15 protein-coding genes and 2 pseudogenes are annotated in these 17,158 nt (G+C 69.0%); 11 read left to right on the top strand and 6 right to left on the bottom strand.

The genetic code is table 11. From position 1 onward, the window contains the following. Window positions 1-339 precede the first annotated feature (339 nt). The 7 genes from KS423_RS17300 (at window position 340) to KS423_RS17330 (ending at window position 7,476) form a co-directional block, all read left to right on the top strand. Window positions 340-684 carry a hypothetical protein gene (locus KS423_RS17300; RefSeq protein WP_224280256.1) on the top strand — a complete coding sequence of 115 codons (345 nt, stop codon included), beginning with the start codon at window positions 340-342 and terminating at the stop codon, window positions 682-684. A 334-nt stretch (window positions 685-1,018) separates the two neighbouring features. Further along, a complete protein-coding gene (locus KS423_RS17305; RefSeq protein WP_224280258.1) occupies window positions 1,019-2,263 on the top strand; it encodes an IS110 family transposase in 1,245 nt (414 codons plus the stop codon). Between the two features lie 297 nt (window positions 2,264-2,560). Continuing rightward, a complete protein-coding gene (locus tag KS423_RS17310) occupies window positions 2,561-3,415 on the top strand; it encodes an IS5 family transposase (RefSeq protein ID WP_224280260.1) in 855 nt (284 codons plus the stop codon). Further along, complete coding sequence (locus KS423_RS17315; RefSeq protein ID WP_224280262.1) at window positions 3,412-3,810, top strand: hypothetical protein; 399 nt, start codon at window positions 3,412-3,414, stop codon at window positions 3,808-3,810. The genes KS423_RS17310 and KS423_RS17315 overlap by 4 nt, the downstream gene beginning before the upstream one ends. Window positions 3,811-4,657: 847 nt before the next feature. Continuing rightward, window positions 4,658-5,224: a hypothetical protein gene (locus KS423_RS17320; RefSeq protein ID WP_224280264.1), complete on the top strand. Its 567-nt coding sequence runs from the start codon at window positions 4,658-4,660 to the stop codon at window positions 5,222-5,224. A gap of 34 nt (window positions 5,225-5,258) precedes the next feature. Continuing rightward, window positions 5,259-5,687, top strand: a complete 429-nt coding sequence (locus KS423_RS17325; RefSeq protein ID WP_224280266.1) for a hypothetical protein — start codon at window positions 5,259-5,261, stop codon at window positions 5,685-5,687. A gap of 193 nt (window positions 5,688-5,880) precedes the next feature. Continuing rightward, a complete protein-coding gene (locus KS423_RS17330; RefSeq protein ID WP_224280283.1) occupies window positions 5,881-7,476 on the top strand; it encodes an ISL3 family transposase in 1,596 nt (531 codons plus the stop codon). On the opposite strand, the gene KS423_RS17335 is transcribed toward KS423_RS17330, so the two are convergent. The 4 genes from KS423_RS17335 to KS423_RS17350 all read right to left on the bottom strand — a co-directional run bounded on the left by KS423_RS17335 (window position 7,382) and on the right by KS423_RS17350 (window position 11,647). Next, the gene (locus tag KS423_RS17335) at window positions 7,382-8,122 is read right to left on the bottom strand and encodes a hypothetical protein (protein WP_224280267.1); all 741 of its coding nucleotides are present in this window, start codon (window positions 8,120-8,122) and stop codon (window positions 7,382-7,384) included. The two genes, KS423_RS17330 and KS423_RS17335, sit on opposite strands and share 95 nt — an antisense overlap. A gap of 108 nt (window positions 8,123-8,230) precedes the next feature. Then, the gene (locus KS423_RS17340) at window positions 8,231-9,841 is read right to left on the bottom strand and encodes a tyrosine-type recombinase/integrase (RefSeq protein WP_224280269.1); all 1,611 of its coding nucleotides are present in this window, start codon (window positions 9,839-9,841) and stop codon (window positions 8,231-8,233) included. Window positions 9,842-9,920: 79 nt separating this feature from the next. Further along, window positions 9,921-10,580, bottom strand: a complete 660-nt coding sequence (locus tag KS423_RS17345) for a hypothetical protein (protein ID WP_224280271.1) — start codon at window positions 10,578-10,580, stop codon at window positions 9,921-9,923. Further along, entirely contained in the window at window positions 10,577-11,647 is a 1,071-nt protein-coding gene (locus KS423_RS17350; RefSeq protein ID WP_224280273.1) for a site-specific integrase, read from the bottom strand. Before KS423_RS17350 ends, KS423_RS17345 begins: the two co-directional genes overlap by 4 nt. Before the next feature lie 299 nt (window positions 11,648-11,946). On the opposite strand from KS423_RS17350, the pseudogene KS423_RS48510 reads away from it, so the two are divergent. Beyond that, a pseudogene (locus KS423_RS48510) lies at window positions 11,947-12,039 on the top strand (helix-turn-helix domain-containing protein); the annotation flags it as partial. Here the strand turns inward: KS423_RS48510 and KS423_RS17355 are convergent. Continuing rightward, window positions 12,035-12,361 (bottom strand): annotated as a pseudogene (locus KS423_RS17355) (IS5 family transposase); the annotation flags it as partial. The pseudogenes KS423_RS48510 and KS423_RS17355 sit on opposite strands and share 5 nt — an antisense overlap. Window positions 12,362-12,585: 224 nt before the next feature. Between KS423_RS17355 and KS423_RS17360 the strand changes: the two are divergent. Together KS423_RS17360 and KS423_RS17365 are read left to right on the top strand one after the other, a co-directional pair. After that, entirely contained in the window at window positions 12,586-13,566 is a 981-nt protein-coding gene (locus KS423_RS17360; RefSeq protein ID WP_224280275.1) for a GlxA family transcriptional regulator, read from the top strand. Window positions 13,567-13,694: 128 nt separating this feature from the next. Continuing rightward, complete coding sequence (locus tag KS423_RS17365) at window positions 13,695-15,098, top strand: DJ-1/PfpI family protein (protein WP_224280277.1); 1,404 nt, start codon at window positions 13,695-13,697, stop codon at window positions 15,096-15,098. A 168-nt stretch (window positions 15,099-15,266) separates the two neighbouring features. Here KS423_RS17365 and KS423_RS17370 read toward each other — a convergent pair whose 3' ends face one another. Further along, complete coding sequence (locus tag KS423_RS17370; RefSeq protein WP_224280279.1) at window positions 15,267-16,307, bottom strand: ferritin-like protein; 1,041 nt, start codon at window positions 16,305-16,307, stop codon at window positions 15,267-15,269. A 241-nt stretch (window positions 16,308-16,548) separates the two neighbouring features. Here KS423_RS17370 and KS423_RS17375 point away from each other — a divergent pair, with 241 nt between their 5' ends. Beyond that, window positions 16,549-17,004, top strand: coding sequence for a hypothetical protein (locus tag KS423_RS17375; RefSeq protein WP_224280281.1), 456 nt, complete (start codon window positions 16,549-16,551; stop codon window positions 17,002-17,004). The last annotated feature ends 154 nt before the right edge of the window (window positions 17,005-17,158 follow it).

The following is a 17,158-nucleotide window of genomic DNA, read 5'->3' on the forward strand; positions in this document are numbered from 1 at the left end:
GTCCCGCCACCTGCCACAACGCCCGTTGCTCACCGGCAGCAGCGGCCGGAGCCGCTCCCATTGACTGTCAGTCAGATCACCCCTACTCCCCATAGTCGTATCAACGACTCAACTGATCGGCAGGACATGGCCTAATGCTCGGATCGTTCCCGCGGCCGGCCGTGGGAACCCGCGTCGCTCAGGGCTACAGGAACGGGCGGGCGAGGATGCGTAGCTGTTGTTCGGCGATGACGCCCATGGGGCCGGCCGTGCCGAGGTGGGCGACGATGGGGTGCTCTCGGCCAAGTCGAAGTAGGCCCGGCGGCCGGTGGGGCCCGGCGTGTACGGGAGGATCGCTTCATGACCACCCTTGTCCCGCCTCCCGGGCCCGACCGGCACCGGGCGATCGTCAGCGAGGTGGCCCTCCTGTGGGCCGCGCACCACCCCGGGCCGTTCCCCGACGTGCCGTTCGACGACAGACACGATCTGGCGTACCTGGATTTCAACATGGCTGGCTGCGTCATGACCTACCTCAGGAACGGTGGCGTTCCTGGCCCGGGCCACGCCGAGGTTCTCCGGGACTGCCTCCCGAAGCTCCGTGCGGCCGTAGCGCTGCTGGCGCGTTCGGCGGAGTACCGGGAGGGACTCAGGGTCTTCAGGGGCTTGCTTGCGATGGCCGAACTGATCCTCGCCGACGGGGCGTGAGCCGGTCGCCGTCCGGATCCTCACTCATCAGGTCAGCGATCCAGCGCACCTTCGGTGCGCGCCGGGGGCCTGGTAAATGCCGTGGCGCGCGCCCGAGGTGCGCTTCCGGACGCCTCTGACGAGGGCGGGCACCGGCCGGGAAGCTTGAGAGGTCCGTTCCGGCCGAAACCGATGTTTCTGTGATGCCTGTGAGCTCGCAGGTCAGCGTGGCACTGAGGGCCGTCCACGGGAACCGTGGAGTGTTGCTACGAGCACGGGCGTCAGAATTCCTGCTACACCCTGGCCCTCCCGGAACGGCGAACCGGTGGGCCGTCTGCGAGGGAGGAACAGGGCCGTGGATGTGCTGCATGAACGCTGTGCCGGTCTGGACATCAGCAAGAAGGACGCCAAGGTCTGTGTCCGCACCCCGAACACCAAGCGGAGGGGATCGTTCTCCACCGAGACCACGACGTGGGGCTCGACGACGAACGCGGTACTCGCCCTGCGCGAGCACCTGCTCGCCGCCGAGGTCACGCTGGTGGTGATCGAGGCGACGTCGGACTACTGGAAGCCCTTCTACTACCTGCTGGCCGAGGACTTGAATGTGATCCTGGTCAACGCCCGGCAGGTGAAGAACCTGCCCGGCCGCAAGACGGATGTCTCCGACGCGGCCTGGCTGGCCCAGCTCGGCGCCCACGGCCTGGTCAGGGCATCGTTCGTTCCCGGGCAGCCCGTGCGTGAACTGCGGGACCTGACCCGGGCCCGCACCCAGACCACCCGCGAACGCGGGCAGGTCGTCCAGCGCCTGGAGAAGCTGCTGGAGGACACCGGCATCAAGCTCTCCGCCGTCGCATCCGACATCATGGGCGTCTCCGGACGGGCCATGCTGGAGGCTCTCATCGCCGGCGAACACGACCCCCAGATCCTGGCGGAGATGGCCAAGCGCAAGCTCCGCAACAAGATCCCCGAGCTCACCGAGGCCCTGACCAGTCGCTTCCGCGAACACCACGCGTTCCTGGCCCGGCTTCATCTGGACCACTACGACCAGCTCACCCGGGCGGTCCAGAAACTGGACGAGCGGATCGAGGAGGCGATGGCACCCTTTCGTCCCGTGTTGGACCTGCTCGACACCATCCCCGGGATCAACCGGGTTGTCGCCGAGGTGATCGTCGCCGAGACCGGCGGTGACATGAGCCGGTTCGCCTCAGCCAAGCACCTGGCCTCCTGGGCCGGGGTCTGCCCGGGACACCACGAGTCCGCCGGCCGGGCGAAGAACACCAAGGTCCGCCCCGGCAATCCCTACCTCAAGGGCGCCCTGGGACTGGCCGCGTTCGGTGCGGCCAGAACCAAGAACGCCTACCTGGCCGCCCGCTACAGACGACTGGCCGCCCGCCGGGGCCCGCTGAAGGCCCTCGTTGCCGTCGAGCACTCGATCATCACCGCGATCTGGCACATGCTCACCGACCACAAGCCCTACCACGAGCTCGGCGGCGACTACTTCACCCAGCGCGACCCTGAACGCGCCGCCCGCCGGGCGGTCAACGCCCTCAACCAGCTCGGCTACCAGGTGACCCTCAACCCGATCGACACCGCAGCCTGACCATCCACCCAGCACCCGATCGCCATCCCAGTGATCGGGTGCTGAGTCATGCCAAAACCCCATCTACTTGGGCTTCTATTTACGCGTCAGAGTCGAAGAAGTTCCCGACGTCGGCCCACGGCAGATCCGGCATCCCTCGCTTCCCGCCGCCCAGGCTCCAGGCGGCGGTATGTTTGGCCGGACGAGGAGCGTCAGAGGACGTTAAGTCCCTTTACTCACGGTTGGGGATCGCTCGTTCGTGTGATCGTTCGATGAACTGACGTGCTGGCCGGGGGGGTGCGTGATGTTGTGCGGCGTATGGAGAGACCGGCGTATCCGAGTGACGTGACAGACGAGCAGTGGGAACTGGTCAGACCGATGATCGAGTCGTGGAAGCAGGAGCGGGTGGCCCGGTCGGCGACCGGGGACCCCGGGTCCTGCGACCTGCGGGAGGTCGTGAACGCGATCTTCTACCAGAACCGGACGGGCTGTCAGTGGCGTTACCTCCCGCACGACCTGCCGCCGTGGTCGGCGGTGTTCTACTACTTCACGCTGTGGCGCCAGGACGGCCTTGACCAGCGAATACAGGAGCTGCTGCGCTGTCAGGTGCGGGAGAGGGCCAAGCGATTAGAGGACCCGTCCCTCGTGATCATCGACACCCAGTCCGTTCGTGCGGCGGCCGGGGTCCCGAAGACCACGACGGGACTGGACGCCGGCAAGAAGGTGCCGGGCCGCAAGCGCGGGCTTGTGGTCGACGTGCTGGGCCTGATCATCGGGGTCGTCGTCCTCGCGGCCTGCGCCCACGACAACGCCGCCGGCACCGCCCTGCTCACCCAGGCCGCCGAGCGGTGCGGCAACCGCCTGGAAAAGGCCTTGGTCGACCAGGGCTTCAAGGACGAGACCGTCATCCACGGCGCCCTGCTCGGCATCACCGTCGAGACCGTCCGCCGCAACCCCGACGACAAGGCCAAAGGCTTCATCCCGCAGCCGAAGCGGTGGGTGGTCGAACAGGTAAACGGCACGTTGATGCTCCACCGGCGCCTGGCCCGCGAGTACGACCACCGGCCCGACAACGCCGCCTCCCGCGTCTACTGGGCGTCCACCGCGAACATGGCCCGCCGCCTCACCACCCCCGCCCCAGCCTGGCGCGACGCCTACGAGGTAGCCGCGTGAACGTCGCCGACCTCCTGAGGGACCTCCAGGTCCGGCATGAACAGGCCATGGCCCGGGCCGACGACCTACGGCGGCAGATCGAGCACCTCACCACCGCCCTGGCCGAGACCGAGGGCCGCCTGGCCGAGCTGGCCACGGCCCGAAAGATCGTCCAGGAGATCACGCCGGACGGCACCGACCCTCAGCCCGACGAACCGGCTACCGCCTACCAGCAGGTCCTGGACACCTTCAACCACCACCCCGACCAGCCCTTCCACGTCCGCGAACTGCACGAACTCCTCAGCTGGCCCACCGACGACCCCTCCCTGAATGTCACCCGCTCCCGCCTCGGACGCCTCACCCGCCAGGGATTCCTCACCCAACCCGGACGAGGCATCTACCAGAAACGGACTTAACGCCCTCTCAGCAGTGGACGCTGGAGCCCACCGAGTGGCTGCGCCGCGCGCAGGCCGCCAGCCTCGTGCGTCTCGCCGACGAGACCGCAGCGGCCCAGGCCCCGGTCCAGCCCGCGCCGGCTGCCGTCTCGGTGCCCGAGCAGCCGGCCCCGGCGGCGCAGTCGGTGATGCTGGAGCAGGACCCGGACGGCTCGCTGCTGATGGCTCCACCGGCGCTGTGTGTGCGGTGCGGGCGGCCGTCGGTCTACCGCGCCCAGGGCCGCCCGATGCATCTGGGCGGGTTTTGCCGCCCCGGCGCCGTCCCGGCCGTCCCGCAGGCTGCGGCTGAGCCGGCTGCCTCGGTCGCTTCGGTCGCTGCGCCCCGCCAGGCCGCTCCCGCCACCGCCACCGGTCCGGTGGCTGCGCTGCGCCGCCCCGGGTCGTCGCGTCCGGCGGCCTCGTCGCGGGCGCGCAAGGCACCGTCCAAGACGGCGCCGAAGGCTGAGGGGCCGTTCGACTGGGAGGCCTCGGCCTTCGCCCGGTTCCCGGCCGGTCGGCTCGCGATGGTGGACGTCGCTCCGTCCGGTCGGGGCCTGGTGGCCTACCTTGCCGACGGCGAGCCGGCGCCGACCGCCCCGGCTGGGCGCACGCTTGCCGACGTCGTCGAGTGGGCGCTGGAGACCAAGCTGGGCTCGCCCAGGTTGCACCCGCACGGCAAGGACGGCGACGCCCTGGTCGTCCTCACCGACGCCGCCCTTGCCGAGATCGGGCTCCCAGCGATGGGCCGGGACGAGAAGAAGGAGTTCGTCCCCCGGCTCGGCCGGCTCCCGAAGACCCACAAGGCCGTCAGACAGATTGAGAAGGCCGGGTGGCTGCTCACCCAACGGGGCATCGGCCGCGCACGCCCGAGGACGGCAAGCGGGTGTGCGTGCAGCTCTGCATCCCCGCCTGGGGCGCCCTCACGAGCGGCGACTGGCAGACCCCCGACGACCTCGATGCCCCCGACCTCGCCCGCCTCCTCGGCACCTACGCCACCCGCGTCCTCACCCCGCGCGGCTCCACCGCCGTCTCCGGCCTGGAGCTGGTAACCGCGCTGCGCCCGCCGACCCGCACGGTGCGCACCGAGTCCGGCTGGACCTCGGGCGTGGTGGAGGGCTCGCGCCCGAAGGACGCGTTCGATCCGGCGCCGCCGGAGGTCCCGGACATCCACCCGCTCGCCCAGGACCGCGAGGCGGGCGGGGAGCTGGTCACCGAGGCGTGGGACTGGCACCGCCCGCTCATCGAGCAGGAACAGGCCGCGCCGTTCGCGGTCGGCCTGGACGTCAACATGGCCTTCCTCGCCGCCGCCGGCCGCCTCACCCTGCCGCTGTCCGGCCCCGTGCACGAGCTGAACCCCCGTCTTCGACAAGGCGGTCCCCGGCTCCTGGCTGGTTGACCTGTCCAGCGTCGACACGGACCCGCTGCTCCCGTTGCCGTTCACCGCGGACGGGTCCCGGCCGACGGGCCCGGCCTGGTACAGCACGGTGAAGGTCGCCTACGCAGTGGAGCTCGGCGCCATCGTGCAGCCCACCGAGGCCTGGCTGCGCCACGAGCACGGCCCCTACCTGGACCCGTGGCACAAGAGCCTGCGCCAGGCGTATGTGGACACGATGGCCGCACTCGGCGTCCCGCTCACCCTCGCCGACCGCGACCCGGTCGCGTTCCTGGACGCCATGGCCGCCCTCAAGAGCACCAGGGACCCGGCGGGGCTCGCGGTCCTCACCGTGATCAAGCAGACCGCGAAGGGCACCATCGGCAAGATGCGCGAACGCCCCCGCGGGCACGGCTACAAACCCGGCGAGCGCTGGCCCGCCCTTGTTTTCGGCGGGGCAAACGGGGTTCTGGCTCAGGTTGTGTGACCGGTGACGTTCCGTAACGGATCACTCGCTCTCGGCAGGCTCGTAGATCGACTGAAAGTCGTCGGCTCGGGTTCTGTGTAGCTGACAGTCGGCGGCTGTGACGCAATCGTGGTCCCTGTTCAGGGAGTTGCTGTTCCCATCGGTGTCGGAGGTGGCGGTTGTCGGGGTGGAATCGGCCGGCTCCGTGGTGCGGGTGGAAGCTCGGTCGACCACTGACGGCGCCAGGTGCCCCGGCTGCGGCACCTGGTCAAGTCGTGTACACGGCTCCTACCTGCGGTTCCCAGCCGATCTGCCGAGCGCGGGGCGGCGGGTCGTACTCGCACTGCGGGTACGCCGGCTCGCTTGCTTTGCTCGGTCATGTCCGAGGCGGACATTCGTCGAGCAGGTCGATGGCCTGACGCGCCGGCACGGGCAGAGCACCGAGCGGCTGCGCTCGGCGGTCGCGGCGGTGGGGCTGGCGCTCGCCGGTCGGGCCGGTGAACGTATGGTCCGGCTGCTGGGGCTGCGCGGGAGCCGCAGCACGCTGCTGCGACGGGTGATGGAGCTGCCGGACCTGCCCGTTGGCGCTCCGACCGCGATTGGGGTGGACGACTTCGCACTTCGCAAGGGCCACGTCTACGGCACCGTGATCATCGACGCCACCACCCACCGGGTCCTGGACCTGCTCCCGGACCGCGACGCGTCCACGCTCGGTCCATGGCTCGCCGACCAACCGCAGGTCGAGGTGATCTGCCGCGACCGCGCCAGCGCCTACGCGGAAGCCGCGAGCTCCGACGCGCCCCAGGCCCAGCAGATCGCCGACCGCTACCACCTGTGGCACAACCTCACCCAGGCCGTCGAACGCACCGTCCTCGACCACCGCTCCTGTCTGAACAGCCTCCCGATGATCGAGCCGGAGCCCGAACCGCAGTGGGAGACCCCGCTCCCCGCCGACGACAGCGCCGACGTCGAGGAGGAGATCGAGCAGCCGGCCGACCCCACAGGACGGATGGCGGAGCGGCGGATTGTCCACCACGCCCTGGTCCACGAGTTGCTGGAGCGCGGCATGAGTATGCGCGAGGTCGCCCGCCACCTCGGATGGAGCCGCTACACCATCCGCCGCTACGCGCACGCCGCACGCTGGCAGGACATGATGAAGGACCGTCGCCCCCGGGCGAGCAAGCTCGACCCGTTCAAGCCTTACCTGGTCCGACGCTGGGAGGAGACCGGCGGGAAGATCACTGGGCGCGTGCTGTTCGAGGAGATCACCGCGCGGGGCTACCGGGGCGGCCTCACGCTCCTCGCCCAATGGAAGCGCCAAGCCCTCATCGCCCCGGACAGCGCACCGCCACCACCCCCACCGCCCTCGATCCGGCAGGTCACCGGCTGGCTGACCCGTCACCCCGCCGGGCTCACCCTGGATGAGGAAGTGCAGCGCAAGGCGATCCTCGCGCACTGCCCCGAACTGGACACCGCTGCCGGCCTGGTCACGTCCTTCGCCGAGATGCTCACCCGCCTCGAAGGCGAGCACCTCACCGAGTGGATCACCGCGGCTATGACCTCAGGCCTGGCCGGGATCAGCACCTTCGCCGCCGGCCTGAACAACGACTACGACGCCGTCCACGCCGGACTGACCACCCACTGGAACTCCGGCCCCGTCGAAGGCACCGTCAACCGGATCATTCTGTGGAATCAGCTCTGTCAAGCAGCGGTTGTCATCCGGTGGCTGTCATGGTCTGCTGTGTGGCCGCTACTCGGGCAGCGGCCTCTTCAACCTGGCGTCGGCCAGATTCACCTCGGCTCCAGATGAATGCGCGCCAACGACGTGGCGCGTCGCTGCTCCAGTTCCGGAACTCCTCGACCGCGACGTTGTCGGACAGTCGCCATCGGATGGTGCTGCCTGATGCTTCGGGGATGTCGGTGAGGCTGTCGAGTTGCTCGGCGAGTGCGAAGCTGTCGACCTCGGCGGTGGTGCGGTCCCAGGTCGAGACCGTGTCGGTGAGAGCGTGGGATTCGATGAGTGCCGGGATGGACGGGGCGATTTCGAGGAATGTGCCGCCTCCATCGTCCACTCCGACTCGTCCGTCCGTGTGCACCAGGTAGCGCACTGGAGAGGACACACGTTCCCCGAACCAATCGAAGTACCAGCCATCGGCGGCGCCGGTCCACATGTTCTGGCCCAGGTCGTAGTGCCAGTCGCGAAGCACCTCGCGGCGTTCGCCCTCGACGGTGTAGCTGCTTCGCACTTGGTAGCGGAGTCCGCCGTACTTCTGCTCGAATCCCTCCCGGCGGATCACGAGCATCATGGGCGTGGGAATCAACTGGCCGAAGCGGTCCCGGATCCGCAGGAACTCGGTGGAGAGCCGAGGTTCCTGCGGATCATCGCGCCGGCCGGTTCGTTCAAGCAGACTCTTTGCACGAGGGGAAAGACCGGTGAGGTCATCCAGGATGTGCATCCTGCACTTCTTTTCCCAAGACAGGGGCATGGATTCGCAGGACCGCACGATACCCGGTCGAGGCGGCTCGGTGCAGTGCGAACCCCAGTGGCCGTGACCGTCGTGGGTTCAGCATTGGCCTCCCGGACCGCACTCTCGGGGACGGGCGGTCACGTTGACGATCGGCAGTAGTGTCGCGGTAGCTGGGACGCCGATCTGACGCGGCGTAGGCCCTGCTGGCGTGGGGACGTCGGTAAGCCGTTCCAGTAGCTGGTCCAGAGCGGCCTGGCCGTCGTCGACGGCGGCGCGTTCGTCGTCGGTGAGCGGGATGGCCGCGAGCATCTTCTGCAGGTTCTCCTTCGCCTCCAGCAACTGGCCCTTGCTGGAGCTCTTCGGCGTATAGAAGTCGCAGCGCGCGCAGGCCATCCGGTGCTGGCACTGCTCGAAGAAGGTGTAGGTGCACCAGCCGTGACCCAGGTCGAAGTACTGCCAGGGCTCACCGCCGGCGGCAGCACCGGTGGTGATCGCGTCGCGGTCGACGAGGACCTCGATGGTGCGCACGTTGCGCTCGAAGTAGCCGGCTTCGGAGTAGGCCTTGGACAGAGTGTTGGGTGTGATCTTCGCGTAGTACTGGGTGGACTGCGGGGAGCGGTGTCCGAGCCAGGCCTGCAGCTCGAACAGAGTCATCGACTCCTTGGCGTTGTAGAGCTGGCTGGCGATGGTGGGCCGGGCACGGTGGCTGGTGATGTTGCCGCGGACGTCGGCGGCCGGGACTCCGGCCTTGCGACACAGCATCGGGATGATGGTGTTGTTGATGTAGCTGGTGGAGACGCGGCGGGCCCGGATCGCAAACAACGGGTCGACCAGCTCGCCGGTGCGGCGGTCGGTGAACTTCGGCTGGTCGGGGCGGGCGGCCTGCCAGGCGTCGACGGCCTGGCCGAGGATCGGGTCGACCGGTTTGGTGAAGGCGGTGCCGGTCTTGTGGGTGGGGACGTCGAGCAGGCAGACCGCGTCGCGGGCCAGGACCTGCTGCGAGTCGCCGGCGATCGGTGTCCCGTCGTGCTGCCAACGGATGCAGCCCACCTTCAACCGGGCGATCTCGTTGCTGCGTTGTCCGGAGAACAGCCAGGTCAGCGTTACCACGCGGACCAGTTCAAAAGGGTAGAAGTGCCCGGAGCGGGTCTGGGGCAGGTCAGCAGGTTCCAGGTTCAGGCCCGCCCACAAAAGCTTCGCCCAGATCTCGTCGGCGATCACCCTGGGGTCGGGTCCCAGGAGGGCGGTGATGCTGCGGGGGATGGCCAACGCGCGAAGGGGGTCGAAGCGGCGGGGCAGCCACTCCCATTCCTGGCAGTCCCGGAAGAACGTCCGCAGCGCGGTGATCTGCGCGGCCTTGCTGGGCGCCTCCAGCGGCTTGCCGAGACGGTCACCCAGCCCGATCGTGCGCTGGACGTAGTCGCCGACCTTCATCCGGTCCAGCGCGGCGATCCACGAAGCGCAGGTCTGCCGGGTCCAGTTGGCCGGATCGGCGGCGTCGGGCTGTTCGGCGGCGGTCCACCGGCCGACCTTGAGCAGGTTCGAGCGGACGCCGCCGCGAACGCGCGGGGTCAGCGTCGAGGTGGCGTGCCAGCGGTTGGCCCACTGTTCCCAGATCGGCGCGCCGCCACTGGCCCGGGCCGAGTGGCGGCCGGTGCCGGGACGCGGAGGATCACAGAATCCGAGCTCGGCGACCGCCCGCTGCATCGCGTGCAGGGTGTTCAGCCGGCTGCCTTCCAGCAGCCCGTCGCGGCGGACCCGGTCGAACAGTGCGGTGTCCAGATCCTCAAGATGCGGGCTGCGGGTTGAGTAGGAACAGCTGGCTGGCCACCATCGGCAGCAGGGTGTCCTCGTCCTGGCCGAGCTGGTAGCCCCAGGAGACCAGGACCGCGCGAAGTCGTGCGACCTCGCCGTTGACGCGGTCGCGTCCGAAGATCCGCCAGGCCAGGGTGAGCCGCTGGACGCTGCCGAGTCGGTGGAATTCGTTGAAGGATCCGAGCAGGTAGGCGTGCGCCGCGAGATAGGGGCGGACCTCGTCGCCTGCCCAGGCGGGCGCGTGCTGGCGGAACTCGGCCTGGGTGCGGCCGAGCAGGTGGAACCATTCCTCTTCGGTCCGGCCCCAGAAGGTCCGGCCGGTCTCCGCGCACCGCGTCAGCAGCACCGCGATCACGTCGAGCATGGCCCGTCGACGGTGCGGGGTGGGTGGGGAGTTCAGTGCGGCGTTGACCGCCTCCAGCGGACCCAGCAGCCGCGCGATCAGGCGCCAGCCCGGCGCGGACGGGTCGTGGTACTGCAGTCGCCGCAGATTACGCACGCCCAGGTCGGCCACGGCTCTGGCCTCGGCAGGTCGCACTGTCACCGCGGCGTTGTCGCGGGGCGGGGAGATCGGCCAGGACCAGCGTCCGGCCCCGTCCTCGGCGGCGATGGCCGGCAGTGGTGCGGTCACCGCGACACCTCCGCCGTCGTGCCGTCCGCGGAGGTGAGCATCTGTATTCGCCAGGCATGGATGTGCTCCATGCCGCGGGCCAGCTTGTCGGCCAGGTCCCGGCCGGACAGGTGGATGTACTGGAGCGTGGAGTCAGTGTTGCGGTGGCCGGCAAAGGTCGCGATCGCGTGCAACTCCCAGCCCATCCGGGCCAGATCGGTCAGACACAGGTGCCGGGTGGTGTGGGTCGAGAACCGCGGGACACCGGCCTCCAGGGCGATCCGGCGGACCACCTTCGACCAGGTCCACAGGGTCAGCGGCTGTCCGTGGTTGCGCCGGGACTCCGACAGGAACAGCGGCCCCCTGGCCCGGCTGATCGTGGCTCGGTGGGCAAGGTAGGCCGACATCAGCACGCCGGTTGACACCGAGTACGGCACCACCCGCTCCAGCCGGTTCTTCGTCGTCTCCGCCCGTACCCTCAGCGTCCGGTGGGCCGGATCGAGGTCGTCGGTCCGCAGCGAGCACAGCTCCTCTCGCCGCAGCGCGGAATCGTAGGCCAGGGCCAGCATCACCCGGTTGCGGACCGGCTCCGCCCGCGCGACCTGCAGGATCCCCAGCCACTGCTGTTCGCTGGGGATCCACGGCAGCTTCGTCAGCCGCGGCACCAGCCCGCGCTGCTGCCCGCCCCGCTGGCGCCCCGGGGTGTAACGGCCCCGGCCGACCGGGTTCGACTTCCGCAGGCCCTCCTCCATGAGGAAGTCGTAGAACAAGCGGACCGGCACCAGGCGCTGCTGGATGGTGGCGTTGGCCAGTCCTGCCCCCGAGTCGATCGAGACCACATTGGCCCCTCGACGGTGAGGCCGAGAGGTCAATTCCCTTACGTAAACGGCTATATGTACCCGGTTCGCGGTGACCGGGTCGACGTTCTCCCGTTCGCACATCAGCAGGTACTCGGCCAGCCCGCGGGCATAGGCATCGATCGTCCTCGGCGCACGCCCGAGATCCGTCCAGATCGTCAGCCAGGTCGCCGCCTGCTCGTGCCGACCGAGCACCGGCCACTTCTCCATCAGCACCGTCGTGCCGCTCAACACATCTCCCGAGTCCGTGGTTGCACCGGAGGGACATGATCACCCCGGCAGATTCCACGTAACTTTTAAGATGCTGAAGCGGCAGATGTTCGGCCGGGCCGGCCTGGAGCTGCTACGCAAGCGCGTCCTCCTGGCCACGTGATCATCCGGCTACCGCGAGGGGGCCGTGACCGTCCGTCAGCGCTGCCGAAAAGTGATCCAGAACCTGAAAACTGACCGCTGAACGGCGGATCAACGGTGACCCACCTCGCGATCGTCTGATCATCCTGATCTTCATTGAGGGTCAGGAGGAGAGGGCGATTTCCGTGGAGGACTGGGCTGAGATCCGTCGGCTGCACCGGGCCGAGCACATGCCGATCCGGGGGATCGCCCGGCATCTGGGTATCTCGAGGCGTGCTGGTGGGCCCGCACGATCGTGGAGTCGACCGAGACGTCCCAGTCGATCTCGCCTGCCGCGTCCGCTTCGGCCTGCACCTGCTGGAGCAGCCGTTCCCAGGTCCCGTCGGCCGACCACAGCCGGTGCCGCTCGTAGACGGTCTTCCTCGGTCCGAAACGCTCGGGCAGGTCACGCCACTGAACGCCCGTCCGCACCCGGTGCAGAATCCCGTCGATCACCTGCCGGTGGTCACGCCACCGGCCACAACGCCTGTTGCTCACCGGCAGGAACGGCCTCAGCCGTTCCCACTCGGCATCTGTCAGATCACCCCGCCCCATGCCCGGACCAACGAGCAAGGCAGGCGATAGTCACATGATCGGGCGGACAAGCCCTAGGTGCTCGGCGGGTGTCCTGCCAACACACTGCAGCTTGGCGATCACGAAGGGCGGCGTCTCACGACGCCTGATCACGATCCACAGCTGGAGTACCAGTGCCAGATCTGTCCGCCGTCCGTCCCTGGGAGACCTCGTGCGGACGGTTCGTGGCGGCCTACCGTGGCGGGGTGAGCGAGGAGATGAACGGGTGTACCGGGCGGGTGCTGGTACTGGTGCTGCCCGAGGTGAATCTGCTGGACCTCGGTGGTCCCGTGCAGGTGTTCGACGCTGCGGCGCATCTCGGCGGCGGCTACCAGCTGGAGTACGTCGCCGAGGCGGATGGTCTGCGGTCCGCCCAAGGCCTGCGACTGGCAGGGCTGGCACCGCTGCCGACGAGCCGGGCGGCAGCCGGTGATCTGGTGCTCGTGCCGGGCCCCCGGCTGACCGGATCCGACCGGCCGGTGTCACCCGCCGTGGTGCGCTGGGTGCGCGAGGCCTACGACGCGGGTGCCCGGGTGGCGTCCGTGTGCAGCGGTGCAGTCGTTCTGGGGGAGGCGGGGCTGCTGGACGGCAGGGCGTGCACGACCCACTGGTCGCTCACCTCGGCGATGCGCGACCGGTACCCGCGGGCCCGGGTGCGTGAGGCCGCGCTCTACGTGCACGACGGGCGGATCAGCACCAGTGCGGGCATCTCGTCGGGGATCGATCTCGCGTTGTCCCTGGTCGAGCGGGAGCGCGGCCCGGAACTGGCCGCGGGAGTCGCGCGTGAACTGGTGCTGTATCTGCGGCGGGACGGGGACGCGGCACAGATCAGTCCGTTCCTGCGGCACCGCGACCATGTCCAGCCCGCGGTGCACCGGGTGCAGGACCATCTGGCGCAGCATCTGGACGCCGCCTTCACCCTGCGTGAACTCGCCGGCATCGCCGGGCTGTCCCCGCGCGGTCTGACGCGGGCCTTCACCACAGCCGCCGGCATCACCCCGTTCGCCTACCAGCGGCAACTGCGGCTGGAGCGGGCCCGCACCCTGTTGTCCGGTACCGACCTGACGGTGGAGGCGGTCGCGCTCCGGTGCGGATTCCGCGACGCCCGGCAGCTGCGCCGGGTGGTCGCTGACGCCTTCGGAGCCCCGCCCTCGCTGCTGCGCGCACCACTGCGGCCGACTGTCTGACGGACCCGGCCTCCTCGGCGAAGGGCCTCTTTCCCAACTGCTTCCCCCCGCTTCTTCCCCCTTTTCCGTTTCCACGAGGGCCGACGGCACCGTGCTGCCAAAACGTGCCCGGATTGTTGAGGTATGTCTTGCTCGAGACGAGTTCCGGGCCGCGCAAGCGGCACCGGGCGCTGCGCCGTATCGGCTGGGTACTGCTGGGCACAGCCCTGGCGGCTGCGTCCTTCGCGGGGATCGCCTTCGCGGGGGTGAGCGCGTCGATGGCCGACAGCTTCGCCGCCGCCCCCCGCGGATCCGATGCCAGGGTGTGGCCGGCCGCCCGGCCGGTGCCCGAGGGCAGAACCACGGTGGCGGTCGCGGTCAGCAACGAGGGCTCCGTGGCCACCGATGTACTCGCGCCCTATCAGGTGTTCGCCGAGTCGCAGAAAATGTTCGTCTACACGGTGGCCGCCGAACGCCGCGTCTCCCCGCTGTCCGGCGGCGCCCATCTGCTGCCCGACCACACGCTGGCCGAGGTGGCGGACGGCACTCTGCCGGAACCCGACGTGGTGGTCGTGCCCGCCGTGACCGACCCCACCGGCGCGGGCGAGGAGCGCTTGCGTCAGTGGATCGTCGAACGCCACCGCAAGGGCGCCCGAATCCTCGGGGTGTGCGCGGGCTCCGAGCTGCTGGCCGCCTCCGGTCTGCTCGACGACCGCGACGCCACGTCGTTCTGGTCCAACATCGGCTCCCTGGAACGCAGTTACCCGAAGGTCGACTGGAAGCGCGGGCAGCGCTACGTCGAGGACGGGCGGGTGACCACCACCGCGGGCGTCACCTCCGGCACCCTGGGTGCGCTGCGGTTGGTCGAGGAACTCGCCGGCAAGGCGGAGGCGACCCGTATCGGCACCGGTCTGTCCTACCCCGGCTGGACTCCGGACGGACCGACCACGATACCGGCCAACCATCTCGCCCTCGGCGATCTCCCGTACGCTTTCAACGCCGCGTTCCCGTGGCTGCGCCCCACCACGGCCATCGGCCTGGTCGACGGCGTCGAGGAGATCGACGCGGCCGCCGCCTTCGAGGGATACGGCGGAGTCTCCTTCGCCACCCGGACGCTGGTGATCGGCGCCGGTGACACCGTCACCACCCGCCACGGCCTGGTCCTCGTCACCCGGCCGGCGAAGGGAGGCGCCCACGGGGCGGATCGCTTCGTGGTGCCCGGCGTCAAGAACGCCTCCGGCCTCGGCAGCGCGCTGGGCGACTGGGCCCGCCGCAACGGGCTCGCCGCCGAACTGCCCGGCGGAGGACGGCGGTCCGGGGAGTTCGGCTTCGATCCGGTGCTGCGGGACCTTGCCGAGCACAGCGACCGTCGTACGGCGCTGGCCACCGCGAAGTTCTCCGAGTACCCCTCGGCCCACCTGGAGCTGACCGGCGCGTCCTGGCCCTGGCGGTCCACTCTGCTGGCCGCGGCGGCGGTCGTTGTGAGCGTGGGGGTGGGGCTGGCACCGACGGCGATCCGACACACGGTTCGACGGCGGCGCCCCACGGCGTAGCTCCCCTGACGCTACGAGCGCGCTGGCATGCGCACCGGCGTGGAGTCAGCTCGGCGTGCTGGAGCGCTACCTCGGGGACGAGGGCGGGCGCTACGCGTCGTGGGCTTACCAACGAGTGCGCCCGCCGGCTGAGCCGCACCCTGGCGATATGCGGCGGTATCGCCCGGGTCAGGCGTGCTTGGGGTGGCCGGGGTGGGCTGAGTGGATGAGGAACTCGGGCCCGTACACATGGGCGCTGTCATCCCGCAGGGGCTCGGCCATCAACTCCTGCGCAGCCGGCTTCAGCGCGTACATCGCAATGATCGACTGGCCCAGCGCGGCGTCGTCGCCGTCCCGCCATGCCTTCTCCATGAGGCTGAGCATCTCGGTGTACTTGTCGTTGAAGGCGGTGAGGAGTCCCTGCACCTTCTCCGTGGGGTTGGGCCAGCGCTCCGCCGTGAGCCTTCCCATGGGGTAGGTCTCGGGGAAGGGGACCGGATCCCCGATCCAGTCGTACGCCGTGGGGCCGGTGGGCGTGGGTACCAGCCTGTGCCCCTTCCAGATCTCACCGAAGCCGTAGTAGTGGGCCAACCGTCCGTCGGCGGTGGGGTCGTCGGGGAGGTGGCTGGTGCCCTCTCCCTGCTCCTTGATCACGTCGATCGCCTTCGTGATCTGGTCGACCGACGTGAACTTCTCCAGCTTGTTCCTGCCGATCTGCCTCTCCATCTGATGGCCCGATCCGATGGGCGGTTTGACGTTGTCGAACGCGTCCCGCACGGCGTCGTAGAACTTTCCGATCGTGATCCACTCCTCGTACAGGGGCGCGAGCGGGCTCTCGGGCATCTCGATCTCCATGAAGACCTCCCGGACGTACGTCTGGGTCAGCCCCTGGAGATACACGTCGATCGTCGGCCGCACATTGCCCGGCAGCTTGCCGGGATATGTCGGGGCCGCGGCGAGGATGTGCGGCGTCTCACCGATCGCCGACAGCATGTTGCACGCCATCCCCATGTGGAACATCTCGTCGTAGACGACGCCCTTGATCAGTGCCTCGGCTTCGGAGCTCCTGGTCTTGATGGACCACATGCCGCACAGGTAGGGCGGCAGGGTCGACAACTCCAGGGCGATGGCGGACTGCAGACTATCCTTGATCCACTTCAGGTCGTGATCGGCCTTTGGGATCTCCATCAGTTCGGCGATCGGCATCGGCTTGGTGGCGAAGGTGGTCACGGCGGTTCCCGTTCGTTCGGCGGAAGCGGCGGGCAGGTCGGGTCAACGTGGACGAAGTCCAAGAAGAAGTTCTGGAGCCGATTGCGATAAATCAGAGCGACTCCGCACGCCGCTGAGTGCGCCCGTGATCGTTCCCGGGGTGGATCGCGGCAAAAGCGGTCAGACGGGTGAAGACTCCTTCGGCGTAGAGTCCCAAGAACGGTTGCCCTGAACAGAGAATTCACCGCTCCAAGATCACTCCATGGCGACTTTTGAGCTCACCTTGGAAGCGGCCGCAATTTCATCAGATGACCCCGATGACTTCCCCTGCCCCGACAAGCGGCTGCCCTGGGCTCTGGCCGAGCATGTGATGGCCCAGGTCGAACAGAGCGCCAACCTCGACCGCTGGCACACCCCCGACGGCCGGGTCCTGACCTTGATCCTCATGCGTTGCGGGCTGCGGGTCGGCGACGCCTGCCACCTGGCCTTCGACTGCATCATCCGGGACACCGACGGCGCCGCCTACCTGCGCTACCTCAACCGGAAGATGAAACGCGAAGCCCTGGTCCCCATCGACGAGGAGGTCGAGGGCGAGATCGCCGCCAAGCAGCAGCGCGTCCTTAAACGTTGGCCCGGCGGCCGCCGATGGCTGTTCCCGGCGCCCCGGATGAACCCGGACGGCACTCGGCCACTGACCACGCACTCCTATCGCGGCTAGGGCCTGTGTGATGTTGTGATCAATCAGTGGTCAGCAGGAGATCATCGATCCAGATCATCGAGGCGCGGAGGTGAAGGCCGGCGAGGTAGCTTTCCGGGCTCTTGTCATACCGGGTCGCGATGCCTCGCCAGGCCTTCAGTTTGTTGAAAAGACG

Origin of the sequence: Streptomyces sp. LS1784, from assembly GCF_020103755.1 — a bacterium.
Taxonomy (GTDB): Bacteria; Actinomycetota; Actinomycetes; order Streptomycetales; family Streptomycetaceae; genus Kitasatospora.

Coding starts and splice junctions, on each gene's coding strand:
- KS423_RS17300 (WP_224280256.1), top strand. CDS start 340: ATGACCACCCTTGTCCCGCCTCCCGGGCCCGACCGGCACCGGGCGATC.
- KS423_RS17310 (WP_224280260.1), top strand. CDS start 2,561: ATGGAGAGACCGGCGTATCCGAGTGACGTGACAGACGAGCAGTGGGAA.
- KS423_RS17335 (WP_224280267.1), bottom strand. CDS start 8,122: ATGCACATCCTGGATGACCTCACCGGTCTTTCCCCTCGTGCAAAGAGT.
- KS423_RS17340 (WP_224280269.1), bottom strand. CDS start 9,841: ATGCAGCGGGCGGTCGCCGAGCTCGGATTCTGTGATCCTCCGCGTCCC.
- KS423_RS17375 (WP_224280281.1), top strand. CDS start 16,549: ATGGCGACTTTTGAGCTCACCTTGGAAGCGGCCGCAATTTCATCAGAT.